The 23821-nt window shown below is 70.7% G+C and carries 25 protein-coding genes; 17 read left to right on the forward strand and 8 right to left on the reverse strand.

The window, feature by feature from the left end; translation table 11 throughout:
• Positions 1-171: 171 nt before the first annotated feature.
• The 5 genes from AB0M93_RS41630 (at position 172) to AB0M93_RS41650 (ending at position 3995) form a co-directional block, all read left to right on the forward strand.
• Entirely contained in the window at positions 172-777 is a 606-nt protein-coding gene (locus tag AB0M93_RS41630) for a histidine phosphatase family protein (protein ID WP_364285083.1), read from the forward strand.
• A gap of 73 nt (positions 778-850) precedes the next feature.
• Positions 851-1432 (forward strand): transglutaminase family protein, encoded by a 582-nt coding sequence (locus AB0M93_RS41635; protein WP_364285085.1) that lies wholly within the window; start codon positions 851-853, stop codon positions 1430-1432.
• 182 nt (positions 1433-1614) lie between these two features.
• Positions 1615-2628, forward strand: coding sequence for a hypothetical protein (locus tag AB0M93_RS41640; protein WP_364285087.1), 1014 nt, complete (start codon positions 1615-1617; stop codon positions 2626-2628).
• 2 nt (positions 2629-2630) lie between these two features.
• On the forward strand, positions 2631-3269 hold the full coding sequence (locus AB0M93_RS41645) for a hypothetical protein (RefSeq protein WP_364285089.1): 639 nt from the start codon (positions 2631-2633) through the stop codon (positions 3267-3269).
• Between the two features lie 72 nt (positions 3270-3341).
• Positions 3342-3995: an HD domain-containing protein gene (locus AB0M93_RS41650; protein ID WP_364285091.1), complete on the forward strand. Its 654-nt coding sequence runs from the start codon at positions 3342-3344 to the stop codon at positions 3993-3995.
• Here the strand turns inward: AB0M93_RS41650 and AB0M93_RS41655 are convergent.
• Positions 3992-4642 carry a class II aldolase/adducin family protein gene (locus AB0M93_RS41655; RefSeq protein ID WP_364285140.1) on the reverse strand — a complete coding sequence of 217 codons (651 nt, stop codon included), beginning with the start codon at positions 4640-4642 and terminating at the stop codon, positions 3992-3994. The two genes, AB0M93_RS41650 and AB0M93_RS41655, sit on opposite strands and share 4 nt — an antisense overlap.
• 283 nt (positions 4643-4925) lie before the next feature.
• Entirely contained in the window at positions 4926-5834 is a 909-nt protein-coding gene (locus AB0M93_RS41660; RefSeq protein ID WP_364285093.1) for a hypothetical protein, read from the reverse strand.
• A gap of 163 nt (positions 5835-5997) precedes the next feature.
• Between AB0M93_RS41660 and AB0M93_RS41665 the strand changes: the two genes are divergently transcribed.
• Together AB0M93_RS41665 and AB0M93_RS41670 are read left to right on the forward strand one after the other, a co-directional pair.
• Positions 5998-7170: a DUF445 family protein gene (locus AB0M93_RS41665; RefSeq protein ID WP_364285142.1), complete on the forward strand. Its 1173-nt coding sequence runs from the start codon at positions 5998-6000 to the stop codon at positions 7168-7170.
• A gap of 40 nt (positions 7171-7210) precedes the next feature.
• Positions 7211-8419: a DUF445 domain-containing protein gene (locus tag AB0M93_RS41670; RefSeq protein WP_364285095.1), complete on the forward strand. Its 1209-nt coding sequence runs from the start codon at positions 7211-7213 to the stop codon at positions 8417-8419.
• 28 nt (positions 8420-8447) lie between these two features.
• Here AB0M93_RS41670 and AB0M93_RS41675 read toward each other — a convergent pair whose 3' ends face one another.
• From AB0M93_RS41675 to AB0M93_RS41685, 3 genes are read right to left on the reverse strand one after another with little or no spacing between them, the layout of a single operon-like run.
• Positions 8448-9329 (reverse strand): metal ABC transporter permease, encoded by an 882-nt coding sequence (locus AB0M93_RS41675; RefSeq protein WP_364285097.1) that lies wholly within the window; start codon positions 9327-9329, stop codon positions 8448-8450.
• A 3-nt stretch (positions 9330-9332) separates the two neighbouring features.
• Positions 9333-10178 carry a metal ABC transporter ATP-binding protein gene (locus AB0M93_RS41680; protein ID WP_364285099.1) on the reverse strand — a complete coding sequence of 282 codons (846 nt, stop codon included), beginning with the start codon at positions 10176-10178 and terminating at the stop codon, positions 9333-9335.
• 2 nt (positions 10179-10180) lie between these two features.
• A complete protein-coding gene (locus AB0M93_RS41685) occupies positions 10181-11083 on the reverse strand; it encodes a zinc ABC transporter substrate-binding protein (RefSeq protein WP_364285101.1) in 903 nt (300 codons plus the stop codon).
• A 189-nt stretch (positions 11084-11272) separates the two neighbouring features.
• Here AB0M93_RS41685 and AB0M93_RS41690 point away from each other — a divergent pair, with 189 nt between their 5' ends.
• From AB0M93_RS41690 to AB0M93_RS41710, 5 genes are all read left to right on the forward strand, one after another.
• Positions 11273-12373, forward strand: coding sequence for a LacI family DNA-binding transcriptional regulator (locus tag AB0M93_RS41690; protein ID WP_364285103.1), 1101 nt, complete (start codon positions 11273-11275; stop codon positions 12371-12373).
• Positions 12374-12473: 100 nt separating this feature from the next.
• On the forward strand, positions 12474-12965 hold the full coding sequence (locus AB0M93_RS41695) for a carbonic anhydrase (protein WP_364285105.1): 492 nt from the start codon (positions 12474-12476) through the stop codon (positions 12963-12965).
• A gap of 46 nt (positions 12966-13011) precedes the next feature.
• Positions 13012-13947: a nucleotide disphospho-sugar-binding domain-containing protein gene (locus tag AB0M93_RS41700; protein WP_364285107.1), complete on the forward strand. Its 936-nt coding sequence runs from the start codon at positions 13012-13014 to the stop codon at positions 13945-13947.
• Between the two features lie 9 nt (positions 13948-13956).
• Positions 13957-14832: an A/G-specific adenine glycosylase gene (locus tag AB0M93_RS41705; RefSeq protein WP_364285109.1), complete on the forward strand. Its 876-nt coding sequence runs from the start codon at positions 13957-13959 to the stop codon at positions 14830-14832.
• A gap of 63 nt (positions 14833-14895) precedes the next feature.
• Positions 14896-15852 (forward strand): N-acetylmuramoyl-L-alanine amidase, encoded by a 957-nt coding sequence (locus AB0M93_RS41710; protein ID WP_364285111.1) that lies wholly within the window; start codon positions 14896-14898, stop codon positions 15850-15852.
• 193 nt (positions 15853-16045) lie between these two features.
• Here AB0M93_RS41710 and AB0M93_RS41715 read toward each other — a convergent pair whose 3' ends face one another.
• Entirely contained in the window at positions 16046-16792 is a 747-nt protein-coding gene (locus AB0M93_RS41715) for an alpha/beta hydrolase (protein ID WP_364285113.1), read from the reverse strand.
• A gap of 74 nt (positions 16793-16866) precedes the next feature.
• On the opposite strand from AB0M93_RS41715, the gene AB0M93_RS41720 reads away from it, so the two are divergent.
• Positions 16867-18270, forward strand: coding sequence for a M1 family metallopeptidase (locus tag AB0M93_RS41720; protein ID WP_364285115.1), 1404 nt, complete (start codon positions 16867-16869; stop codon positions 18268-18270).
• Here AB0M93_RS41720 and AB0M93_RS41725 read toward each other — a convergent pair.
• Complete coding sequence (locus AB0M93_RS41725) at positions 18256-19539, reverse strand: ATP-binding protein (protein WP_364285117.1); 1284 nt, start codon at positions 19537-19539, stop codon at positions 18256-18258. The two genes, AB0M93_RS41720 and AB0M93_RS41725, sit on opposite strands and share 15 nt — an antisense overlap.
• A gap of 148 nt (positions 19540-19687) precedes the next feature.
• Here AB0M93_RS41725 and AB0M93_RS41730 point away from each other — a divergent pair, with 148 nt between their 5' ends.
• A complete protein-coding gene (locus tag AB0M93_RS41730; protein ID WP_364285119.1) occupies positions 19688-19999 on the forward strand; it encodes an antibiotic biosynthesis monooxygenase in 312 nt (103 codons plus the stop codon).
• Positions 19992-20795 (forward strand): Sir2 family NAD-dependent protein deacetylase, encoded by an 804-nt coding sequence (locus tag AB0M93_RS41735; protein WP_364285121.1) that lies wholly within the window; start codon positions 19992-19994, stop codon positions 20793-20795. The genes AB0M93_RS41730 and AB0M93_RS41735 overlap by 8 nt, the downstream gene beginning before the upstream one ends.
• Here AB0M93_RS41735 and AB0M93_RS41740 read toward each other — a convergent pair whose 3' ends face one another.
• A complete protein-coding gene (locus tag AB0M93_RS41740; RefSeq protein ID WP_364285123.1) occupies positions 20796-21755 on the reverse strand; it encodes an endonuclease/exonuclease/phosphatase family protein in 960 nt (319 codons plus the stop codon). It lies immediately after the preceding gene.
• A gap of 161 nt (positions 21756-21916) precedes the next feature.
• On the opposite strand from AB0M93_RS41740, the gene AB0M93_RS41745 reads away from it, so the two are divergent.
• Together AB0M93_RS41745 and AB0M93_RS41750 are read left to right on the forward strand one after the other, a co-directional pair.
• Positions 21917-22894 (forward strand): ATP-binding cassette domain-containing protein, encoded by a 978-nt coding sequence (locus AB0M93_RS41745; RefSeq protein ID WP_364285125.1) that lies wholly within the window; start codon positions 21917-21919, stop codon positions 22892-22894.
• Positions 22891-23697, forward strand: a complete 807-nt coding sequence (locus AB0M93_RS41750; RefSeq protein ID WP_364285127.1) for an ABC transporter permease — start codon at positions 22891-22893, stop codon at positions 23695-23697. The genes AB0M93_RS41745 and AB0M93_RS41750 overlap by 4 nt, the downstream gene beginning before the upstream one ends.
• Positions 23698-23821 lie beyond the last annotated feature (124 nt).

A 23821-nucleotide genomic window follows, 5' to 3' on the forward strand; every position in this document is an offset into this window, starting at 1 on the left:
CGCCGGGGCCTTCGCCCCGGTCCATTGGTAGGTTTCCCCCCTTTCCCCGGGGCCCACGGCCGCTGAACGATCGAGCGTTCGGGTCGGCGGAGGTCCTCGGAGCCGTTCGCTCACCCGTTCACACGGCCCACCACATTCACCCACACGGAGGACACATGAAACCCTGACCAGGTGCTGACGACGCGGTACCTCTTCCTCACCCGGCACGGTGAAGCGGCCCGCAACGGACAACTCACCGAAGCCGGCCGCCGGCAGGCAGTCCTCCTCGGCCGCCGCCTGAGAGACGTCCCGGTCACCTCGATCCACCACGGCCCCCTCCCGCGAACCACCGAGACGGCCGCCCTGATCGCCGCCCAGCTCCCCGGCGTCCCCGTCCACGCCGAACCCGCCGCGGACGACTTCATCCCCTACACGCCGAGGCGAGAAGAACTCCCCGAGACCTCTGGCGACCTCCTGCTCGCCTTCGCCCGGCAGTTCCCGCCGGCCGACGACGAACGAGCCGCCGAGGCCGAACGCCGCTTCACCGGGCCCGTCCCCGGCGCCGAACCGCGCTACCAGGTCCTCGTCACGCACAACTTCCTCGTCGGCTGGCTCGTCCGCGCCGCCCAGGACGCGCCGCCGTGGCGGTGGCTCACCTTCAGCCACGCCCACGCCGGTCTCACCGTCCTCCAGTACTCGCCGGCCCGGCCCGCCGCGCTGCTGACCTACAACGACCTCAGTCACCTCCCGGCCGAACTGCGCTGGACCGGCTTCCCACCGGACTTTTACGTTCCGTAGCCGGGGAACGCGGAGCGTGTCAGCCACCGGAAATCACTCTCGCCCGGATGGCCGAACGTGTCAGGATGCGCGGATGAGTCCCGTTCCGTCGCCCACCGCCGATCGGCCGAGTGACTACCTCGCCGCGGACGCCGTCGTCGATCACGAGCACCCGTCGATCCGCGCGCTGCTCGGCACCCTCCGGCCCGCCGGCGACGATCCCGTCCACCGCGCGGAAGCCGCGTTCCTCTTCGTGCGCGACGAGGTCGAACACGTCATCGACGCCGGCGACCCGCGGGTCACCTGGCGGGCGTCGGACGTCCTGCGCGAGCGCGTCGGAATCTGCTACGCGAAGGCGCACCTGCTCGCCGCTTTGCTGCGGGCGCAAGGGATTCCGGCCGGGTTCTGCTACCAGGAGCTGTCCGCGCTGCACGGGCTGAATGCCGTGTACCTGCACGGCAGGTGGTCGCGGCTCGACGCCCGCGGCAACCGCACCGGCGCCGGCGGGGAGTTTTCGCTCGACGAGGAAAAACTGGCCTGGCCGGTCGACGCGGCCCGCGGCGAGCGCGACCACCCGGAGATCCACCCGGCGCCGGCGGCCGTCGTCGTGGATTTCCTGATGACCGTCCCACCCGGCCCCGGCTGGTACGAAAACGGGCTGCCGCGCACTCTTTGATCTTGTTTTCCGTGATTTTCGGAATACTTCGCAACCCGGTGAATTATTGCCGAGAGTGACGTCTGTCCGTCAGCCTTGTCCCCCGAACTTCTTATTTCGCGGACACCGTCAGGCGCGTAAAGTAACTCCCCGCGCTCGAACAGACACTTTACGAATACGTCCGTTCGGGTGGTTCGAGGGAGGTGAAGCACGTGGCCGCGGCTGGCGGACGCCTCCGCCGTACCCCACTCCAGGAAATCTTCTGGACCAGGACGAGCCTGCTCCTCACGGTGCTCGTCGTGGTCGCCGGCCTCAGCCTGTGGATCGCCGGGCTGATGGACCCCGGCACCGGGAAGAACCTGGTGACTTCCCTGGGCACCGGCACCCTGATCTCCGCGATCGTCGGCTTCGGCCAGACGCTGATCACCGCCAGCGCCTCGCAGAAGGCGCTCGTGACACCGGTGATCGAGGAGAGCAGGCGCGCGCTCGAAGACCTCAGCGCCGAATACCGGGCGCTGAACAAGGAGTTCTTCCCCACCGACGTCTTCGAGGCGACCACCGACCCCGATCCCGCGTTCAACCGCGCGCTGATGGCGGACCTCGACGCGACGCGGCAGTACTTCTTCCGCGGCTTCTCCGGGCGGCACGCGGCCGCCCGGCTGCTGCTTTCCCGCACCGAACGGGAACTGCGGGCCGTCATCGCCGACCCGCGCGACGCCAGCGCGATCAGCGGGCGTGCCCGCTACCTGCTGCGCCGCGAAGCGGCCGACGTCGACTCCGAACAGATCCAGAGCCGGCTCGACGAAGAGATCAAGATCGGGCTCGTCGGCCTCTTCCTGGCGCGCAGCCGCTGCGCGCAGGTCGACATCACCGTGGTCGCCGACCCGCCGCTGGACCGGCTCGAGATGTTCGACGACAGCGTGTGGGTGTCGCTCTACAGCGACGTCCGCGGCGCCACGAAGCTGTACCCGCGGTCCCTGCGATTCACCGAAGGTTCCTTCCTGTACAACATGGAACGCGCCGAATTCGTGCGCGTCTCGCAGTCCCGGACCGGCCGCCACTTCCGCATCACGTCCGCGACGACGCGGACGGATTTCCTGGCGCTGTTCGAGAAGATCACCGGATCCCCGTTGTCCGAGGAGCAGTTCCGCGAGCTGGAGGGCAAGTTCCACGCCTTCCGCGCGGAGTTCTCCGCAGTCGCCGAGCTAGGGAGCTGACCTTGCTCACCCGCCTGTCCCCCCTTTCCGAACTGGCCACGCGCCTGCGCACGGCCGGGTTCCCGCTCGCCGCGGACTGGCGCGCGGTCGACGGCTGGTTCCGGCCGTGGGCCACCCAGACCGGGTTGCGGGAGGAGCTGCGCGCGCAGCTGCGCGCGCTGTCCGCCGCGCAGGCCACCAAAGTGCTGCGCTCGTCGCGGGAAACGACCACCCACTTCGCGTGGTGCCTGCTCGATTCGCCGTCCGACCCGTTTTCCTTCTGGCTGCACGAATACAAGGCGCAGCAGGACTGGCGGGAGGGGTACGCGGATTCCGTGCACAACCACAGATACCACTTCTGCACCACCATCCTCCGGGGCAACTACCTCCACGAACGGTACGAAACGACGGTCGACGCCGGCACCGGGCTGATCGAGTCCGCGCGGCTGCGGCGCCGGACGTTGTGCGAGAGCGGGGCCTGCGCCACCATGCTGGCCCACGAATTCCACCGCATCCCCGAAGCCGCCACCGGGACGATGACTTTCCTGGTGAAATCACGGCCGGTGAGCAGTTTCAGCCTGTCTTTCGACCCGGCCAGCGGAATCGGCCATCGTCACGTTCCGGTTGAGGTCCGATTGGGGGAATTGGCCGACCGAATCTAGCTACACACCGGCGTCACGGCGCTTACCATTACTCCACCCGTCTGAACCCCACGGCCGGGATGGGAGAGGTGTATGCGCACGCAGGAAAGCACGATCGACCACGTGATCGTTGATGCCGTCAGTAATCGAGTCCACCGGCTCTGCCGGGAGTACGCCGATCGGCTGCCGTTCCACGGGTGGCACCACGTGAATTTCGTCCGCACGAAGGCGGCCGGTTTCGCCCGGCACAACGGTGCCGACGCGGCGGTGGTGGAGGTCGCCGCGCTGGTGCACGACGTCAACTACCTGGTGCTCCGGAACTCGCCCGCCGCGGCAGGCCGGAGCCTGCGGCGGGAAATCCTCGCCGAATGCGGCGTTCCGGCGCGGATCGCGCAGTGGATCGACGAGATCGTCGACGAAGCGGAAATGGCCACGCGCGGCCGCGACATTTCGCTGGAAGCGCAGGCGCTGAGCGACGCGGACACGTTGTTCAAGGCGTTGCCGGTGACGCCGGTGGTGCTGGCGCACCGCTACCTGCGCGAGAACGGCCTGAGCCTGCGCGAGCTGGCGCACAAGATCGTCGGCGAGCAGTGCGACGTCCACGACGAGGGGTACTACTTCTACAACCCGGAGGCGGCGGCGACGTACTCCCGCTGGGCGACGGCGAACCTCCAGCTGTGGCGGTGCATCAAGGAGGCGGTCGACGACCCGACGGTGGTCGAGCTGCTCGACGCGGTCGCTTCCTAGCCCTGCCCGTACCCGCGCAGCCGTTCGACGACGTTGGCGACCTCGGCCGGCGGCAACAGGGCGGGCCGCCCGGCGCTCTGCGCGAGCAGCCACACGCGGCAGGCCCACTCGAGCTGCTGGGCGCGGTGGTAGGCGGCCTCGAGGCCATCGCCGTAGGTGAGGGTGCCGTGGTTGGCCATCAGGCAGCCACGGCGCCCGTCGAGGGCTTCGAGCACGGCGGCGGCAAGCTCCGGCGTGCCATAGGTGGCGTAGCGCGCGACGCGCACCGACGGCCCGACAGCGGCCACCATGTAGTGGATCGGCGGAACCTCCCGCACGAGCGTCGAAACGGCGGTGGCGTGCGGCGCGTGCGTGTGGACAACGGCGGTCACGGGCTCCCCGTCCGGATCACGCACGTCCCAGTACACGGACAGGTGCATGGGCAGCTCGGTGGTGGGCTTGAGCGCCCCATCGACAACGGCACCCCCGAGATCGACGACCGAGATGTCACCGGGAGTGAGACTCGAGTAGGGAACACCGGACGGCGTGACGGCCACCAGATCACCGGCCCGCACGGAGACGTTCCCGGAGGTCCCGACAACCAGCCCGTCCCCGACCATCCGGCGCGCATAGGCACAGACAACGCCCCGCTCGGCCTCGAGGATCATGCAAAGGTCCCGTCGCAGGATGATCGCCAACTCCGAGCAGCCTGCCACCCACCCCCAACCGCCGACCACCTACCCACCAGGGTGATTCACGCCTAGGCAAAGTCGCACCCAAGGCGAGAGGTCAGCGCAAGGTGACGAGCGCCCCCACCCACACCTCCCCCCACCCCGATCCGAAGCCAGAACACGGACGGCGGCGCCGGGTCAAGGCACGCTTTCCCGCCTTGACGCGGCGCCACCGTCCGTAGTCACAATCGGGCTTCGGGGTGGTGGCTCTTCTGAGTTCCTACGCCTTCGCCGGAGCAGCCGCAGCCTTCGGCGCCGGAGCCGGCTTGCGGTCCCCGTTCGCCGGCCCGGCAGCCTTCTCCTGCGAAGGCGAAGGCGACTCCTCAACCGGCGCCAGCAACTTCATGGCCTCCTTGACGGCCTCATCCGTGGCAGCAATCCGCTCCGCCACCTTCGCCCGCAAGTCGAACGCCAGCTTCCGGGCCTTGTCCGCCTCCGCCTGCTGGGCGCGGGCCGAGGCCAGGGCCGCCTCCGTCTCCTCCTTCTTGCGGGCGAACTCCGTCTCGAATTCCTTCTTGCGGCGGGCCAGCTCCTCCGCGGCCTTCCGGTCCGCTTCCTCCCGCAGCGCAGCCGCCGCTGCCTCCGCCTTCGCGTCCGCTTCCTTGCGGGCCCGCTCGGCCGCGGCCGCCTGCTCGACCCGCTTGGCGCCCGCCGCCGCGTTCAGCTTCTCGATCTCGCTCTTCGCCTCCGACAGCAGGCGGGCGCGGTCCTCCTCCGCGTCCTTCGCCAGCTTGTCCGCCGTCCGGCGGGTCTCGTGCGCGTACTTGTCCGCCTGCTCGCGGGTCGAGGCCGCGTCGGCTTCGGCCGCCGACTTCAGGTCCGCGATCTCCTCTTCGGCCAGCTGCATCATCATCCGGACGCGCTCGGCCATCGCGCCCGCGCCGGACGGGCTCGAGCTCATCCTGGCCAGCGCGGCCTTCGTCTCGGCCAGTTCCTTCTGCGCGTACGCGAGGGCCTTGGTGAGGTCCGAGGACGTCGCGACGGCTTCGTCGCGGCTGCGCGAAGTCTCGCGCAGGTCCTTGTTCAGCTCGGCGAGGCGTTCGTCGACCTGACGCTGGTTGTAGCCGCGGACACCCACGGCGAACTGGGCAGTCTTCGGGGCGGACGGGGGCTTCTCAGGCGCGACCATCGGGCCACCTTAATGAGCAAGAGCCCGTCCGGACGTACCGCCAAAAGGATGCATCACGATTTCGGTAACCCCCCGTGACGCATGGCATTCCGCCCTGGTCCGGAGCCGAGCCGCTAACGTTCGGCCGGTGGACTTCGGCACGCACTGGCAGGTGTACGTCACCATGCCGTTCATCGCGGCCCTGATCGGCTACGTCACCAAGCGCGTCGCCATCGAGATGATGTTCCGGCCGCTGGAGTTCGTCGGTGTCAAACCCTTCGGCTGGCAGGGCGTGCTGCCGGCGAACGCCGAGCGGATGGCGGCCACCGCCACCGAAATGCTGACGAGCAACCTCGTCGACCCGAAGGAGATCTTCGCCCGGCTCGACCCCGAACAGGTCGCGAAGGAGATCGAAGAGCCGCTGCTGCGGGTCGTCGAGGACGTCACCCGCGAGGTCATGGAGACCTACCAGCCACGGCTGTGGGAGGTCCTGCCGAACAGCGCGCAGCAGCTGCTGCTCAAGCGCGTCCAGGCCGAGGCGCCGAAGGCGATCGCCAAGATCATGCGGGAGATCGCCGGCAACATCGAGGACGTCCTCGACCTCAAGCACATGGTCGTGACGAACCTGGTCCGCGACAAGGCGCTGCTCAACCGGCTGATCCGCGACATCTCCCGGCCCGAGATGCGGTTCATCGCCCGCTCGGGCATCGGGTTCGGGTTCGCCCTCGGCTGCGTGCAGCTCGTCGTCTGGGCGCTGACGAAGTCGCCGGTCGTGCTGCCGCTGTTCGGCCTCGGCATCGGCTGGCTCACCGACTGGCTGGCCCTGAAGATGATCTTCCTGCCGCGCGAGCCGCGCCGGTTCTTCGGCCTCTACACCTGGCAGGGCGTCTTCCAGAAGCGCCGTGACCAGGTCGCCGCCGACTACGGCGACATGATCGCGCGCGAGATCATCACCATCCCTAACCTCCTGGAGGCCGTGCTGCGCGGCCCGAAGTCCGACCGGCTGTTCGCGATGATCACCCGCGAGGTGCAGAAGACGATCGACGCGCAGGCGAGCGTCGTCAAGCCGTTCGTCGCCATGGCCGTCGGCACCAAGAAGTTCCAGGAGATGAAGCAGACCGCGGCGTTGAAGGCCGCGGAACGCGTCCCGGAGACCATCCGGCACGCCGAGGACTACGCGGTCAACGCCCTCGACGTGCGCAACACGATCGTCGACCGGATGCGGAAGCTGAGCGCGCTGGAGTTCGAGCAGCTGCTGCGGCCGGCGTTCCGGCAGGACGAGTGGAAGCTGATCGCCGTCGGCGCGGTGATCGGCGGTCTCGTCGGGGAACTGCAGGTGCTCGCCCTGCTCGGGTAGCCGGTACGGTTTTGATCTCGGCACGGCGAGGGAGGTCGCGATGGACGCTGTCCTGGCCGACCTCGCCCTGCACTGGCCGCTGTACACGGCGATGCCGTTCATCGCGGCGCTGATCGGGTACGTCACCAAGCGCGTCGCCATCGAGATGATGTTCCGGCCGCTGGACTTCGTCGGCATCCCGCCGCTGCTCGGCTGGCAGGGCGTCGTCCCGAAGCACGGCGGCCGGATGGCCGCGGTGGCCACCGAGCTGCTGACGGCGAACCTTCTCGACCTGCGCGAAGTGCTCGAGCGCATCGACCCCGTCATCATCACCAGCGAGCTGGAGCAGCCGCTGCTGCGCGCGGTCGACCACACCGCGCGGGAGGTGCTGGCCGAGCACCACCCGCGGCTGTGGGAGGTGCTGCCGACGCTGGCGCAGGAAATGCTGATCAAGCAGGTCCAGGCGGCGGCACCGCGGCTGGTCCGGGAGTTCGTCGACGACGTCCGCGAGCACCTCGACGAAGTCCTCGACGTCCAGCACATGACGGTCCAGCAGCTGACACGGGACAAGAAGCTGCTGGTCCGGCTGATCCGCGAGACGTCCCGGCCGGAGATGGCGTTCATCGCCCGGATGGGCATCTACTTCGGCTTCGGCCTGGGGCTGGTCCAGACGATCGTCTGGGCGTTCACGCGCGAGCCGTGGGTGCTCCCGGTCTTCGGCGGCGTGATCGGGCTGTTCACCGACTGGCTGGCGATCAAGCTGATCTTCGTCCCGCGCGAGCCGGTCCGCGTCGGCCGGGTGATCTTCCAGGGCAAGTTCCAGCGGCGCCGGGCCGAGGTCGCACGGCAGTACGGCGAGCTGATCGCGAACGAGGTCCTGACGGTGCAGAACCTGCTGGACGCCGTCCTGCGCGGCCCACGGGCCGACCGCCTGGCCGCGCTCGTGGAGCACCTCGTTTCGGAAACGGTCGACGCGCAGATGCCGCTGGCGTGGACCGTCGGCGGCACCCGGCTGAAGGAGATGAAGCAGGCCGCGGCCCGCAAGGCGCTGGCCCGGCTGCCGGACACCGCGCGGTACGCCGAGGGCTACCTGACCGAGGCGATGGACGTCGCGAAGGTGATCGAGCAGCGGATGCTGGCCCTGACCCCGCTGGAGTTCGAGGGCCTGCTGCGGCCGGCGTTCCGGCAGGACGAGTGGAAGCTGATCGCCGTCGGCGCGGTGATCGGCGGGTTCGTCGGGGAGCTGCAGGTCCTGCTGATGCTGGGCTGAAGCGGCACTTTCACGTGAAAGTGCCGCCTCAAGCCGCCGCGACCAGGTCCGGGGCCGGGTCCACCGAGCGGACACGGGTGCGCCGGTCCCGCTGCCAGGCCAGGACCCGGCACACCACGTAGATCAGGAACGAAATCGCCGTCACGAACGCGCTCACCGGCAGGCCGGGGGCCAGCGACAGCAGGATGCCGCCGATGGCCGACACCTCGGCGAACACGATCGACAGCACCGTGGCCTTCCAGGGGGACGCCGTCACGCGGGCCGCCGCGGCCGCCGGTGTCACCATCAGCGCCACCACCAGCAGCGAGCCGACCACCTTGACGCTCAGCGCCGTCGAGACGCCCACCAGCAGCGCGAACACCACCGTCAGCGTCTTCACCGGGACCCCGCGCGCCACGGCCACGTTCCGGTCCACCGACGCGAACAGCAGCGGCCGGTAGACCAGCGCCAGCACCGCCAGCACCACCACCGACGACACCACGAACAACGTCAGGTTCGTCGAGTCGATCGTGATGATCTGGCCGGTCAGGATGCCGAACTTGTTCCCCGACCGTCCTTTGTAGAAGGACAGGAACAGCACGCCCATGCCGAGGCCGAACGACAGGATCACGCCGATCACCGAGTCGCGGTCGGCGTCCCGCGCGCCCAGGATGCCCAGCAGCAGGGCGGCTACGACCGCGCCGATCAGGGCGCCGTACTCGACGCCGATGCCGAGCAGCAGGGCCGCCGCGCCGCCGGTGAACGCCAGCTCCGACGTGCCGTGCACCGCGAACGACATCCGCCGCATCACGATCAGCGGGCCCATCACGCCGGCCACCAGGCCGAGGATCGCGGCCGCCAGCAGCGCCGTCTGGACACCTTCGAGCTGGGTGATCAAGTCCCAGGTCTTGCCGAAGTCGAAGAGATCCAAGACTCAGCCCACTTGTTCTTCGACGTCGTGTTCGTGGTGGTGCGGCTCCTGCTCGCACAACGCGCTCTGCGCGCCCGCGATGTGGATCTGGCCGCCGACCTCGAGCACCTCGACCCGGGTGCCGTACAGCTGCGAAAGCGTCTCGGTCGTCATGACCTCGTCCGGCTTGCCGATCCGGAACTGGCCGTTGACCAGGTACAGCACCCGGTCGACGAACGGCAGCACGGGGTTGATCTCGTGCGTCACGAACAGCACGGCCGTCCCCGCCGACCGACGGCGGGCGTCGATCAGCTCGCTGATCGCGCGCTGGTGGGCGAGGTCGAGCGAGAGCAGCGGCTCGTCGCACAGCAGCACCTCGGGGTCGCCGACCAGGGCCTGCGCCACCCGCAACCGCTGCTGCTCGCCACCGGACAACCGGCCGACGGGCTGCTTCGCGTACCGCGCGGCCCCCACGGCCGCGACCGCTTCGGCAACCTGGCGGCGCCGGGCGGCCATGCCGAACAGGCCCGGTCCCCAGCGGTGGCCGTCGAGGCCCAGCCCGACCAGGTCGACCCCGCGCAGCGTCAGCGACTCGTCGATCGCGCGCTGCTGCGGGATGTAGCCGACCTTGCGGTTCGCGCCGCCCGGGCGGCCGCCGGCGATCTCGACCGTGCCCGCCGACAGCTCCTGCATGCCGAGCAGCGCCTTGAGGAAACTGCTCTTGCCGGAGCCGTTCGGGCCGAGCACGGCGAGGAACTCGCCCGGCTCGACGACGAGGTCCAGCCCGGACCAGAGGGTGCGGGGGCCGAACGCCAGGCCCGCCCCGCGGACCCGGACCGCGGGGCGTACGTCGTCGGATACGAGTGCCATGGCTACTTCAACGCCCCAGCCAGCTCGTCGACTTCCCCGGTCATCCAGCCAATGTAGTCCGTCACACCCGCGGGCAGCGTTTCGGTCACGTCCACCACGCCGACCCCGGCGGCCTTCGCCTGGGCGACGACGTCCTGGGTCAGCGGGGTCACCGTCTGGGCGTTGTTGATCAGCGCCTTGACCTGTTTCGTGGCGATGAGCTGCTTGTACTCGTTCACCGCGCCGGCCGGGACGTCGGTGTCGTTCTCGACCGCGTCCGAGAACGCCTTGGGCGTCGCGTCCGTCAGCTGCGCGCTCCGGAGCAGGTAGTGCGCGACCGGCTCGGTGACGACCACCTTCGTACCCGGGTGGGTGGCGCCGAGCTCACCCAGCCGCTTCTGCAGCGCGTCGACCTTGGCCTTGAACGCCGTCGCGTTGTCGGCGAACAGCTGCTTCGACGCCGGCTGCAGCTCGCCGAGCTGCGCCGCGAGCTGGTCGGCGACCTTGTCGACGCCCGGCAGGTCGTACCAGACGTGCTCGTTCTCGTCGCCGGTCGCGGCGATGTCGTAGGCGACCAGCTTCTTCGCGTTCCCGGCCTGGTCGGCGAGCTTGCCGAAGAACTCGTCGTAGCCGCCGCCGTTGGACAGCAGCAGCTGCGCGTTCTTCGCGGCGAGCGCGTCGTCCGCCGTCGTCTCGTACGAGTGCGGATCGGCCGACGGGTCGTGGATGACCGGCTTGACCTCGACCTTGTCCCCGCCGACGGCACTGGCCACGCTGCCCCAGACGTCGGTCGACGCGACCACCTTGATCTTGCCGTCGCCGCCCGCCTGCGTCCCGCCGCCGTCGGAGCCGGAGCACGCGGCCAGGGCGAAGACGGACAGGGCCGAGGCGGCGGCGAGCACGCTCGTGGTGCGGCGGGAACTCATCGGGCAACTCTCCTGGGGGACACTCGAGACGCTAATGGAAACCGTTGTCAGATTCACCTTACCCCATCCGGATGACTTTCTGGCCATCCGATCCCGCTTTGGTGTATGCGTCTTCGTGCATGCGGATCGAGACATCGACCACGCGGGGTGTCTCTTCATGAATTCGATCTGAACCGTTACGGTTTGCTGATGGGCCGTCCTATTCGCACCCGGAGGCAGGCGACGCTGGCGTCGCTCGCGGCAGAGCTCGGTGTGTCCAGGACCACGGTGTCCAACGCCTACAACCGGCCGGACCAGCTGTCCCCGGAACTGCGCCGGCGCGTCCTCGAGACCGCGCGGCGGCTCGGCTACCCCGGACCCGACCCGGTCGCCCGCTCGCTGCGCACGCGCAAGGCGGGCGCGGTCGGGCTGCTGCTCACCGAGAACCTCTCCTACGCCTTCCGCGACCCCGCCGCCGTCGGCGTGCTCGAAGGACTGGCGCTGGCCTGCGAAGACGCCGGCGTCGGCCTGCACCTGGTGCCGGCCAGCCCGGGCCGCGAGGACGTCGCCGCGGTGCACCGTGCGGGCGTCGACGGCTTCGTCGTCTACTCGGTGCCGGACGACGACCCGCACCTGGCCGCCGTGCTGGAGCGGCCGGTGCCGACGGTGATCATCGACCAGCCGAGCCTCGAAGGCATCGACCGCGTCGGCCCCGACGACGCCGCCGCGGTCGGCAAGATCGCCGAGCACCTGGTCTCCCTCGGGCACCGGCAGGTCGGCGTGATCTGCATGCGGCTGGCCCGCGAGCGCAACGACGACTTCGTCTCACCGGCCCGGCAGAGCGGCGCGCACTTCCACGTCCAGCGCACCCGGCTGGAAGCGCTCGCCGTGGCGTTCTCCGCGGCCGGCGTCGACTGGGCCGGCGTCCCGGTGGTCGAGCGCTTCGACCACACGGTGGACGACGGCGCGTCCGCGGCCCGCCAGCTGCTGGACGCGTACCCGCAGATCACGGCGGTGATCTGCACCTCGGACATCCTCGCGCTGGGCGCCATGGCCGAGGCCGAGCGGCGCGGGCTGCGGGTGCCGCAGGACCTGACGGTGACCGGCTTCGACGGCATCGCCGAAGCCGAGCGGATCGGGCTCACCACCGTCCACCAGCCGGTCCTCGAGAAGGGCAAGACGGCCGGGCGGCTGCTGCTCAGCTCGGGCGAGCGCAGCGCGCCGAAGGTGATCACCCTGCCGACCGAGTTGCGCGTCGGGCGGACGTCGGCGCCGCCGAGGACGGTCGAGGAGCCCTGGTTCGGGGGCTGACCTCGTGACATTGCTCTTAGCGCATTGCTTAGCGGGGTAGTCACCCGGTCAAATGGAGTGGTCAACCCGCGCCGCGGGGCCACTGGCCGGAAGGTGACCGATGACCTCGATCGACGTACTGCTCAAGCGCAACCAGGAACTCGGCGAGGTGACGCCCGGCGACCGGTCGTCCCCGAAGCCGTCGCTCCAGGTGGCCGTCCTGACCTGCATGGACGCCCGGATCCGGGTGTTCGAGCTGTTCGGCCTGCTGCAGGGTGAGTCGCACGTCCTCCGCAACGCGGGCGGCGTGGTGACCGACGACATGATCCGCTCGCTCGCTCTGTCGCAGCGCAAGCTCGGCACCCGCGAGGTGCTGATCGTGCAGCACACCGAGTGCGGCCTCTCGCTGGTCACCGAAGACGACTTCAAGGACGAGCTGGAGAACGACACCGGCCTGCGGCCGACGTGGTCGGTCGAGGCGTTCCGCAACGTCGAGAACAGCGTCCGGACGTCGGTGGAGCGGGTGCGGCGCAGCGCGTACCTGCCGCACACGGAGAACGTCCGCGGGTTCGTCTACGACGTGAAGACCGGGAAGCTCACCGAGGTCGAGTAGGCTATCGTTCCCATCCAGATGTTCACGACATCCGGATGGGGACGACATGCGCGTGCTCTTCGCCGGCCTCGCGTCGGCCGGCCACACGTACCCGATGGTCCCGCTCGCGGCCGCGGCGCGGGACGTCGGGCACGAGGTGCACTTCGCCGCCGGTGAGCACGTCCACGAGGCACTGCGAGGGTTGAACCCGTTCCGGCCCGCCGACTCGTTCTACGAGATCTACGCCGAGGACCTCGAACCGGACCTGAAGCGGCTGCGGCCGGACCTGGTCGTGCACGGCTGGGGCGTTCCCGAGGTGGCCGTGGCCGCGCGGCGCGCGGGAATCCCGGCGCTCTGGCACGGGTTCGGCCGGATGTTCCCGCCCGGCATCGGGTTCGAGCGGCCCACCGGCGGGGTGCACCTCGACATCTGCCCGCGGTCGCTGCAGGAGACGGGCTTCCTCGCGACCGCCGAGCGGATCGCCCTGCGTCCGGTGCCCTTCGCCGAACCGGGCGACTTCGGCGGGCCGCTGATCTACCTGACCCTCGGCACCGCCTTCGGCACCCCGGAGGTGCTCGAGACGGCGATCGAAGGCCTGGCCACGCTCGGCACGCACGTCGTGGTGGCCACCGGCGGCGTGCCCCTCGGGCCGCAGCCGGCCCACGTGACGGCCCGGGCCTGGGTACCGCAGGCCGCGGCGATCTCGCGGGCGGACCTGGTCGTGCACCACGGCGGCAGCGGCACCACGCTGGGCGCGCTCGCCGCGGGCGTCCCGCAGCTGGTCCTGCCCCAGGGCGCCGACCAGTTCGCCAACGCCGAGGCCCTGCTGGCCGCCGGCGCCGCGCTGCGGCTCCTGCCGGGCGAACTGAGCGCGGAAGCCGTCGCCGAACAGGCCCGGAAGGCGTTCTCCTGCCGTGACGCGGCCCGGGCGATCGCCGAGGAGATCGCCGCGATGCCGTCGCCGGACGAGGTCGCTCGCGAGTTGCCGAAGCACGCGAAGTAGCCTCCCGGCGTGGCTGTGGACGCTGACGTACTGCTCGACTGGTTCTCCGCGCACGGCCGGGACCTGCCGTGGCGCGAGCCCACCTGCTCGGCCTGGGGCGTCCTGGTCAGCGAAATCATGCTCCAGCAGACGCCGGTCGTCCGCGTGCAGCCGATCTGGCACGAGTGGATGGCGCGCTGGCCGGTGCCCTCGGCGCTGGCCGCGTCGACGCAGGGCGAGGTCGTCCGGGCCTGGGGCAAGCTCGGCTACCCGCGCCGGGCGCTGCGGCTCCACGAGGCCGCCGGGGTGATCGCGCGCGACCACGGCGACGTCGTTCCGTCCGATGTGGACACCCTGCTCGCGCTGCCCGGGATCGGCGCCTACACCGCGCGGGCCGTCGCCGCGTTCGCCTACGGACGGCGGGCGCCGGTGGTCGACACGAACGTCCGGCGGGTCGTCGCGCGGGCGGTGCACGGCGCCGGGGACGCCGGACCGGCCTCGAACACCCGCGACATGGCCGACGTCGCAGCCCTGCTGCCGGCCGAGGACGCGCCGGCGGCCCGGTTTTCGGCGGCGATCATGGAGCTGGGCGCGCTGATCTGCACCGCACGCGCGCCGAAGTGCGCGGACTGCCCGATCTACGACGAGTGCGCGTGGCAGCACGCCGGGCGGCCGGAGTACGCCGGGCCGGCCAAGCCGGTGCAGCGGTACGCGGGCACCGACCGGTACGTCCGCGGGCGGCTGCTCGACGTGCTGCGCGGCAGCGAGGGGCCGGTCGAGAAGGCGCGCCTGGACCTCGTTTGGCACGACGGCGGCCAGCGCGACCGCTGCCTCGACTCCCTGCTGCTCGACGGCCTGCTGGAGCAGACCCGCGACGGTCTCTTCGCCCTACCAGGCGAGCACTGACGCACTGCGATCAAAGTTGGTCAATAGTTGTCATCGGCGCGTTCCGGAGTTACCGTTTCACGCATGGTCACTGTTGACCGCCGGACCCTCTTCAAAGCGGGGGTGACCGCGACCGCGGCCGGCGCACTGGGGATGACGACCACGGGGACGGCCGCAGCGGCCGTGCCGACACCGACGATCCACGACTGCTCCGAATGGGGCGCCCGGCCTGCTTCGGGCCCGATCGTGGTGGAGAACCACAAGCCGACGTACATCGTCGTGCACCACGCGGTCGACCCGCCGATGAACAACGACTTCTCGCTGGCCCGCGCGTTCTACGTCTCGCGGTTCATCCAGAACCTGCACATGGACAAGAACGGCTGGATCGACAGCGGCCAGCAGTTCACCAACAGCCGCGGCGGCTTCATCACCGAAGGCAGGCACCGCAGCCTGGAGATCCTGCGCGGCGGCACGCAGCACGTCCAGGGCGCGAACGTCGGCAACCACAACAGCGAGGTCATCGGCATCGAGAACGAGGGCCTGTACAGCACGGTGGACGTGCCGGCGGCGCTGTGGAACTCGCTGGTCTCGCTCGTCGCCTACATCGCGCACCAGTACGGCATCGCGCCGGAGTTCATCAAGGGCCACCGCGACTTCAACACGACCGAGTGCCCCGGCCAAGTGCTCTACAACCGGCTGCCGGAGCTGCGGACCGCCGTCGGCCGCATCCTGGGTGTGGCGGTGGCGCGCGCCGAAGCGGAGTGGCCGCTGCTGAAACCGGGCGACACGGGCAAAAAGGTGCAATTGGCCCAGGAGTTCCTGCGCAACTCCGGCTTCGACGTCCCTACCGACGGCGTCTTCGGAGCGTCCACAAAGGACGCGGTGACGGCGCTGGCGACGCAGGCCGGGCTGGCCCGCGACACGTGCACCGCGGCGAAGGCGTCCGACGAGACGGGCTTCCTCGGCGCGGACGTCTGGCCGCTGATCGTCCCGGCCGGCCGGTCAGCGGCGGCCTGGCGAGCGGACCTGGCCCAGTCCTGAACGGTCGACACGCGTGATTGACCAGTCGACACGCGTGATTGAAAGGTCGACACGCGTGATTGAAAGGTCGACACGCGTGATCTGAGGGTCGACACGACGGCACAACGGCGTGCACGGCGTGTCGTCCCTCTGATCACGCGTGTCGGCTCGGCAATCACGCGTGTCGGCTCGGCAATCACGCGTGTCGACCGCTTCAGCGGGTCAGGAGCTGGCTGAGGAAGGCCTCCACCGCGCCGCGGTAGGTCTCCGGGGCCTCGTCGTGCGGCAGGTGGGCCGAACCCGGCACCACCAGGTGTTTCGCGCCGGGCACCCGCGTGGCGACTTCGGCCTGCTGGCCGGGTGGCATCGCCGTGTGCTCGCCCTCGACCAGCAGCAGCGGGCAGCGGATCGCCGCGACGACGTCCCAGTAGTCCCGCCGGCCCCACTCGGCGGCGATGACGTACAGGTCCTCGAGGTCCGCGACCAGGTGGAAGCCATCGGAACGCTCCTCGACGCAGTCCGCGAAGTACTCGCCCGCGTCGCCGAAGAACTCTCGGACGTGGCCGAGCGAGGAGAAGGGCACCGGCCAGCTCTCGAAGTAGCCGCGCCAGGTCTCCACGGTCCGGCCGCGCTGGTCGGGCGCGAAGTCCTCGGACACGACCGCGCGCACCAGCTCCGGGTGCCGCGCGGCGGTCGCCCACGCGTGCAGGCCGCCCATCGAGTGCCCGATGAGCACCGCCGGGCCCGCGTCGAGGGTCCGCAGGGCTTCGGCGACGTCGTCGGCGAAGCGCTCGGTCGTCCACGGCCCCACGCGCGGCGCGCTGCCGTGGCCACGCGCGTCCAGGCCGTACACCGCGCCGTAGGGCCGGAGCCACTCCGCGACCCGCCACCACGTCCGCGCCCGGCCCATCAGGCCGTGGAGCAGAACGATCGGCACGCCGCTGCCGCCGAAACAGAGCACGCGGCCACCTAACCACAAAACCCCTGGTGCGGAACGTGACCAAGTGATCGCTTTCGATAACCTATGGTGGTCGTATGCGCCGCCGACTCACCACCTTGGCCGTCTGCGCTGCGGTGGTCCTCGCCGCGGCGTGCGGCGGCGACGCCGTCACCGCCGCGGCCCCGCCGCCGCTGCACCCGGTCGCGGGCGCGGCCGGCGCCGGCGATCCGTACTACCCCGAAGACGGCAACGGCGGGTACGACGCCCTCGGCTACCAGGTCGACGTCAGGTACGACCCGCCGAGCGGGCACCTCGACGGCGACACCACGGTGACCGCGAAGGCCACCGAAGACCTGGGCCGCTTCGACCTCGACCTGCGCGGGCTGGACGTGCACAGCGTCGAGGTCGACGGCAAGCCCGCGCGGTTCAGCCGCGAAAAGGCGTTCGAACTCCTCGTCACGCCGCAAGAGCCGATCCGCGCCGGGACGACGTTCCGCACCCGCGTCCGGTACGGCGGCGACCCGGCGAAGACCCCGCACGACGGCGGCAGCGAGAACGGCTGGCAGCACTCGGCCGACGGCGGCGCGTTCATGGTCGGCGAGCCGCACTCGGCGGCGTTCTGGTACCCGGTGAACGAAACCCCGCGCGACAAGGCGACCTTCACGCTCACCGCGCACGTCCCGCCGGGCTGGACGGTGATCTCGAACGGCCGCGAAGGCCCGCCGGGCACCTGGACCGAACCCAACCCGGTGGCGAGCTACCTGACGACGATCGCGATCGGCAAATTCGGTGTCGACAGGTCGACCCTGAAGGACGGGACCCCGGTCGTCTCGGCGTACGCGCCGGGTGCCGAGTCCCGGCGGGCGATCGGCGGCCGGCTGCCGGAGGTGCTCAGCTTCCTGAGCAGCAAGTTCGGCCCGTACCCGCAGTCCGCGGCGGGCGGGATCTACCTCAACGAGAACGTGCCCTTCTCGCTCGAAACGCAGACCCGCCCGACGTACGCGAAGTGGGCCGACCTGCCGACGCTGGTGCACGAGAACGCCCACCAGTGGTTCGGCGACTCGGTGTCGCTCGAGAACTGGTCCGACGTCTGCCTGAACGAATGCTTCGCGTCGTACTCGCAGTGGCTGTGGGCCGAGCGCGAGGGCCAGAGCCTGGACGACCGCTACCGCGCGGCCATCGAGATCACCCGCGGCAGCACGGACTTCTGGGCGCAGAAGCTGGTCGGGATGGGCCAGGGCCACGAGTTCGAGGGCGTCTACAACAAGGGCATCCTGGCGCTGCACGCGTTGCGCCGCCAGATCGGCGACCCGGCGTTCGACCGCCTCCTGCACACGTGGCCGGCCCGCTTCCGCCACGGCAACGCGACCTGGACCGACTTCGAGGCGATGGCGACGCAGGTCAGCGGCAAGAACCTGCGGGAGTTCTTCGACACGTGGTTCCGCGGCACGAAGCTGCCCGCGGACGCCGACCTCTACCCCGGCTCACTGCGCAGCTGACCCCAGCAGCGACCGGGTCAGCGCGCTGCGCGCGTCCAGCATCTCCCGCAGCGCCGACGTCAGCTCCTCGTCGCCGACGACGACGTCCTCGTCCGGGCGCGCCGCCAGCGCCCGCAGCGATGCTCGCCGCAGCAGCTCCTTCGCGAACGACGCCGTCACCCCCTCCGTCGCCTCGATCACCGGGCCGAGGTCCGCCGTCAGGTTCAGCCCGCGCGCGTACAGGCGAAGCAGCGCCTCGCGCCCTGCCGCGTCCGGCAACGGGATTTCCACCGCCAGGTCCACGCGGCCCGGGCGGTCCGCGAGGGCCTTCTCCAGCTCGCTCGCCCGGTTGGTGGTGAGCAGGAACGTCACGTCCGCGTCGCCGCCCACGCCGTCCATCGCGTCGAGCAGGGTGAACAGCAGCGGCTGGACCATCGGCCCGTAGCTGCGGTCCTGGGCGATCAGGTCGACGTCCTCGAGCACGACCACGCTGGGCTGCAGCCGACGGGCCAGCTCGGCCGCCTTGGCCACGAACCGCATCGCCGTGCCGGTCAGGATGACCACCGTCGTCTCCGGCAGGCGGCCCATCAGGTACCGGACCGTGTGCGTCTTGCCGGTGCCGGGCGCGCCGTGCAGCAGCAGGCCGCGCTTGAGGTGCTGACCGGCCGCCAGCAGCCGCTCGCCGTGCTCGGCGATGCCGATCGTGTGCCGCTCGATCGCCTCGAGCACGCCGTCCGGCAGGACGACCTCGTCGCCGGTCAGCGTCGGCCGCGGGAGGAACGTCAGCAGCTCGTTGCCGCGGTTTTCGCTGGTGCCGAAGGCCAGCACCTGGCCGCGCAGGACGTCGTGCTCGGTCATCAGGCGCTCGACGCGGTCCCGGACGCCGGTGGCGACGGCCCGCGACGTCGCCAGCACCTCCAGCCGGCACTGCTCCAGCCCCCACTGCGGATTGGCACCGCGGATGGCGAGCAGCACCGGCTCGCCGCCGGGCGCGTGCGTGCCGGCGAGCCCGAGCTGGACCGCCTCGGTGGCATCGTCCGGGCCGGTCGCCGTGGTCGTGTAGTCCACCGAGCCGAGGTCGTACATCCCCTGCCGGCGCGCGGTGGCGAGCATCCCGATCAGGTCCTCGTGCGTGCGCTGGCCGCCCGCGACGCCGAACCAGTCCACGGCCGTGCCGTGCGCGGCGAGGTAGGCGTCGACCCCGCGCTGGATGTTGGCGTGCTCCCACATCGGCCAGTTGCGCGTGACGACCACGACTTCCGGCAGCGGGGCCCCGAGGTGGCCGGTCACGCGCTCGATCAGTTCGTTGCCGCCTCCGGCGACCGTGTCCGCGGTGGCGCGGACGATCCGGGCGAGGTCGGCGGCGAGGTCGCGCTCGGTGCTCCCCCTGCCTCAACAGTGGCACGGGTCACACGCGAGAGCCAACTAGGCTGGAGTCATGAGTGTCGTGAAGATCAACGCGATCGAGGTGCCCGAAGGCGCCGGCCCCGAACTCGAGAAGCGGTTCGCCGCGCGCATGCACGCGGTCGACCAGCAGCCGGGCTTCCTCGGCTTCGAGCTGCTGCGGCCGGTTTCCGGCGAGACGCGCTACTTCGTGTACACGAAGTGGGAGACCGAGGAGCACTACCAGGCGTGGGCGAAGGGCGGCCCGGCCGCGGCGGCGCACTCGGGCGAGCGCGCCAAGCCCGTGTCCACCGGGGCGAACCTGCTGGAGTTCGAGGTCGTCCTCGGCTCGAAGCCGGGTGAGTGACCTCGCCAGGGCCGCGGACCTCCTGGACGGCGCCGGCGCGCTGCTGATCTGCGCCGGCGCCGGCATGGGCGTCGACTCCGGGCTCCCGGACTTCCGCGGCGGCGAGGGGTTCTGGCGTGCGTATCCGCCGTACGCCCGGCTCGGGCTGCGGTTCGAGGAGCTCGCCGACCCACGGCACTTCGCCGGCGACCCCGAGCTGGCCTGGGGTTTCTACGGCCACCGGCTTGCGCTGTACCGCGAAACCGTGCCGCACGACGGTTTCCGGCTGCTGCGGGAGTTCGGCGCACGCCTGCCCGGCGGCGTCTGGGTCTTCACGTCCAATGTGGACGGACAGTTCCAGGCGGCCGGGTTCACGGCCGTCGCCGAGGCGCACGGCTCGATCCACCACCTGCAGTGCCTCGCCGGGTGCACGGACGACATCTGGCCCGCCGACCTGACCGTCGCGGTCGACACGGAGACGATGCGCGCGGTGCCGCCGCTGCCGTCGTGCCCGCGCTGCGGCGGGTTGGCGCGCCCCAACATCCTGATGTTCGGCGACTTTTCGTGGGTGCCGGACCGCAGCGAGGCCCAGCTGGACGAGCTGACGGCGTGGCGCCGGACGGCGCGCGACCTCGTGGTGGTGGAGCTGGGCGCGGGCCAGGCGGTCCCGACGGTCCGCCGGTACGCCGAGCTGGCGAGCGCCGCGACGGGCGCGTTGATCCGCATCAACCCGCGGGAACCCCAGATCCGCCACAGCCGCGGGGTGTCCATCGCGGCGGGCGCGCTGGACACGCTCAAGCAGCTCCTGCCGCGCTGATCACGGCAGGCGGACTTCGGCGAACACCGCCCGGTGGTCGCTGCCCGGCACGTCGAACACCCGGTAGTCCTGCACCGCCGCGCGGTTGTCCACCGCCACGTGGTCGATCGTCACCACCGGGAACGACGACGGCCACGTCGGGGCCAGGCCGTCGCCGCGCTCCTCCGCCGCGTCGCGGTAGCCGCGGGACAGCACCGTCCGGTACGCCACGTGGTCCAGCGTCGCGTTGAAGTCGCCCGCCAGGATGCGCAGGCCGTGCTCGCCCGCCGGGCGGGACAGGTCCTTGATCTCGCGCTCCCACTGCGGGGTGTCGACGTCCGGGGAGATCGGGTGGACCGCCACGATCTCCACCACCACGCCGTCGCCGAGGTCGGCTTCGGCGCCCGGCTGCTTGGCTGCCGAGTCGCCGGACAGGTTGACCTCCTTCAGCGGGAAGCGGGACACGATCCCCGAGCCGAACGCGCCCGGCGCCGGGTGCAGCACCCGGTACGGCAGCGTCTCGAACAGCCCGGCCGCCGTCAGCCTGTCGACCACGCGCGGGGTCATCTCGACCAGGTTCAGCACGTCGATCCGCTGCTCGCGCACCAGGTCGACGACGGCCTTCGGGTCCGCCTGGCCGTAGAGCAGGTTCGAGGAGAGGATCCGCAGCGTCTTGCCGTGCACCTCGCGCTGCTCGCTCGCCGACAGCCGCGGGAGCACCGGGACGGCCAGCGCGACCGCCAGCACCAGCGCGACCCCGCCGAGCCACCACCGCCGCAACGCCAGCGCGACGCCGCCGAGGAGCAGGCCCGCGGCCGCCGCCCACGGCGTCAACGACAGCGCGATCAGCGTGTACCAGTCGCCGTCGAAGCCGATCAGGCGCAGCGCCGCCAGCACCGCCAACAGCACCACCGGTACCACCAGCAGGCCCGTGACCAGCGAATTCTTCCGCCGCGACCGCGTCTCTTCCGCAACCACCATGCTGCCGAGTATGCCCAGACCGGCGCCGCGCGGCCCGGATCGGGCGACACCTCCACAAGATCTCCACCAGCCGCTGCCAGCGCCTGCCAGCGCGCTGTGCGCGGGCTACCAGCGCGGCCGTCCACAGTGAAGCTCAGAAGCGACAGTGAAGGAGGACGCCCATGTCGCACGCAATCCAAGCCGAGGGCTTGGTCAAGACGTTCGGGGAGACGAAGGCGCTGGACGGGGTGGACCTCGAGGTCCCGTTCGGGCAGGTCGTGGGGGTGCTCGGGCCGAACGGCGCCGGCAAGACGACCGCCGTCCGGATCCTGGCGACCCTGATGAAACCGGACGCCGGCAGAGCCACGGTCGGGGGCTACGACGTGGTCACCGACCCGGTCCGGGTGCGCAGCCTGATCGGGCTGACCGGGCAGTACGCGTCGGTCGACGAGGACCTCAACGGGATCGAGAACCTCGTCCTGATCGGACGGCTGTACGGCTATTCCCGGGCCCAGTCCAAGACCCGCGCCACCGAGCTGATCGATCGGTTCGAGCTGACCAAGGCGGCCAAGCGGCCGATCCGGACGTTCTCGGGCGGCATGCGCCGGCGGCTGGACCTGGCCGCCAGCCTCGTCGGCCGGCCCGAGGTGCTCTACCTCGACGAGCCGACCACCGGGCTCGACCCGCACGCCCGCAACGAGGTCTGGGACGTCGTCCGCAACCTCGTCGCCGAGGGCGCGACGGTGCTGCTGACCACGCAGTACCTGGAGGAGGCCGACCAGCTCGCCGACAAGATCACCGTGTTCGACCACGGCCGGGTCGTCGCCGACGGCCGGGCCGACGAGCTGAAGCGCCTCGTCGGCGGCCAGACGCTGCAGGTCCGGCCGACCCAGCTGTCCGACATGGACGCCGTCAACCGGATCCTCGGCGACCTCTCCGGGGTCCGGCCGACCCGCGACGACGCGACCGGCCTGCTCACCGCGCCGGTCAACGACCCGGTGCTGCTGTCCACCCTGGTCCGCAAGCTCGACGAAGCCGGGATCACCGCGGACGAGCTGGCGCTGCGGCTGCCCAGCCTCGACGAGGTGTTCCTCGCCCTCACCGGGCACACCACCGAACCGTCCGTGGAGGACAAGACCCTCGAAGGGAGCCTGGCATGACGACGCTGGCCCTCGACCGCCCGGCCCCGCCGCGGCACATCAGCCCCGGCAGGGGCTTCCAGCACGCGCTTTCGCTGGCCTGGCGCGGTATCCTGAAGATCCGCAAGAACCCCGAGCAGCTCGCCGACGTCACCTTGATGCCGATCGTCTTCCTGGTGATCTTCGTCTACCTGTTCGGCGGCGCGCTGTCCGGCTCGACCGACGCGTACCTGCAGATGGTCGTGCCCGGCATCATCGTGATGAACATCCTGCAGGCCTGCCTGACCGTCGGCGTGCAGCTCAACACCGACGTCACCAAGGGCGTGTTCGACCGGTTCCGCAGCATGCCGATCGCCCGCTCGGCACCGCTGATCGGCGCCGTGCTCGCCGACGTCGTGCGGTACGTCGTGTGCCTGACGGTGCTGATGGTCGTGGCGACGATCATGGGCTACCGCATCGCGACCAGTCCCGGCGAGTTCGCCGTGGCGATCCTGCTCGCGCTGGCGTTCGGGCTGTCGTTCTGCTGGGGCTCGGTGTTCGTCGGCATGCTGATGAAGACGCCGGGCTCGGCGCAGGCGCTGATGTTCGTGTTCATCATGCCGCTGACGTTCGGCAGCAACGTGTTCGTGCAGACGTCCACCATGCCGGGCTGGCTGCGGGCGTGGGCGGACATCAGCCCGGTCAGCCTGATGGCGAACGCGCTGCGCGGGCTGATGAACGGCGGCCCGGTCGCCGGCCCGCTGGCCGGGGCGCTGGCCTGGATGGCCGGTGCCGTGGTCGTGTTCTTCCCGCTGGCCACCTGGGCCTACCGCCGGCGGGTCTGAGAAGGCGCACACACGGGGGTGAGTCGCGCCAGCGGTCGTGGGGGGGGTTTGGGGGGGTTTTAGCGCACAAAAAAAAAACCAAACGGAGCCCCCCCCGACGCGGAGGGAACGGCAGGGCGAGGGG

It is taken from the genome of Amycolatopsis sp. NPDC051102 (assembly GCF_040682815.1).
In the GTDB taxonomy this organism is placed as follows: domain Bacteria; phylum Actinomycetota; class Actinomycetes; order Mycobacteriales; family Pseudonocardiaceae; genus Amycolatopsis.

What these genes read in the sequence shown, in the direction of transcription:
- AB0M93_RS41635 (WP_364285085.1), top strand. Translation starts at nt 851, where the DNA reads ATGAGTCCCGTTCCGTCGCCCACCGCCGATCGGCCGAGTGACTACCTC.
- AB0M93_RS41650 (WP_364285091.1), top strand. Translation starts at nt 3,342, where the DNA reads ATGCGCACGCAGGAAAGCACGATCGACCACGTGATCGTTGATGCCGTC.
- AB0M93_RS41655 (WP_364285140.1), bottom strand. Translation starts at nt 4,642, where the DNA reads ATGATCCTCGAGGCCGAGCGGGGCGTTGTCTGTGCCTATGCGCGCCGG.
- AB0M93_RS41660 (WP_364285093.1), bottom strand. Translation starts at nt 5,834, where the DNA reads ATGGTCGCGCCTGAGAAGCCCCCGTCCGCCCCGAAGACTGCCCAGTTC.
- AB0M93_RS41665 (WP_364285142.1), top strand. Translation starts at nt 5,998, where the DNA reads ATGCCGTTCATCGCGGCCCTGATCGGCTACGTCACCAAGCGCGTCGCC.
- AB0M93_RS41670 (WP_364285095.1), top strand. Translation starts at nt 7,211, where the DNA reads ATGGACGCTGTCCTGGCCGACCTCGCCCTGCACTGGCCGCTGTACACG.
- AB0M93_RS41680 (WP_364285099.1), bottom strand. Translation starts at nt 10,178, where the DNA reads ATGGCACTCGTATCCGACGACGTACGCCCCGCGGTCCGGGTCCGCGGG.
- AB0M93_RS41685 (WP_364285101.1), bottom strand. Translation starts at nt 11,083, where the DNA reads ATGAGTTCCCGCCGCACCACGAGCGTGCTCGCCGCCGCCTCGGCCCTG.
- AB0M93_RS41690 (WP_364285103.1), top strand. Translation starts at nt 11,273, where the DNA reads ATGGGCCGTCCTATTCGCACCCGGAGGCAGGCGACGCTGGCGTCGCTC.
- AB0M93_RS41695 (WP_364285105.1), top strand. Translation starts at nt 12,474, where the DNA reads ATGACCTCGATCGACGTACTGCTCAAGCGCAACCAGGAACTCGGCGAG.
- AB0M93_RS41700 (WP_364285107.1), top strand. Translation starts at nt 13,012, where the DNA reads ATGCGCGTGCTCTTCGCCGGCCTCGCGTCGGCCGGCCACACGTACCCG.
- AB0M93_RS41710 (WP_364285111.1), top strand. Translation starts at nt 14,896, where the DNA reads ATGGTCACTGTTGACCGCCGGACCCTCTTCAAAGCGGGGGTGACCGCG.
- AB0M93_RS41720 (WP_364285115.1), top strand. Translation starts at nt 16,867, where the DNA reads ATGCGCCGCCGACTCACCACCTTGGCCGTCTGCGCTGCGGTGGTCCTC.
- AB0M93_RS41730 (WP_364285119.1), top strand. Translation starts at nt 19,688, where the DNA reads ATGAGTGTCGTGAAGATCAACGCGATCGAGGTGCCCGAAGGCGCCGGC.
- AB0M93_RS41740 (WP_364285123.1), bottom strand. Translation starts at nt 21,755, where the DNA reads ATGGTGGTTGCGGAAGAGACGCGGTCGCGGCGGAAGAATTCGCTGGTC.
- AB0M93_RS41745 (WP_364285125.1), top strand. Translation starts at nt 21,917, where the DNA reads ATGTCGCACGCAATCCAAGCCGAGGGCTTGGTCAAGACGTTCGGGGAG.
- AB0M93_RS41750 (WP_364285127.1), top strand. Translation starts at nt 22,891, where the DNA reads ATGACGACGCTGGCCCTCGACCGCCCGGCCCCGCCGCGGCACATCAGC.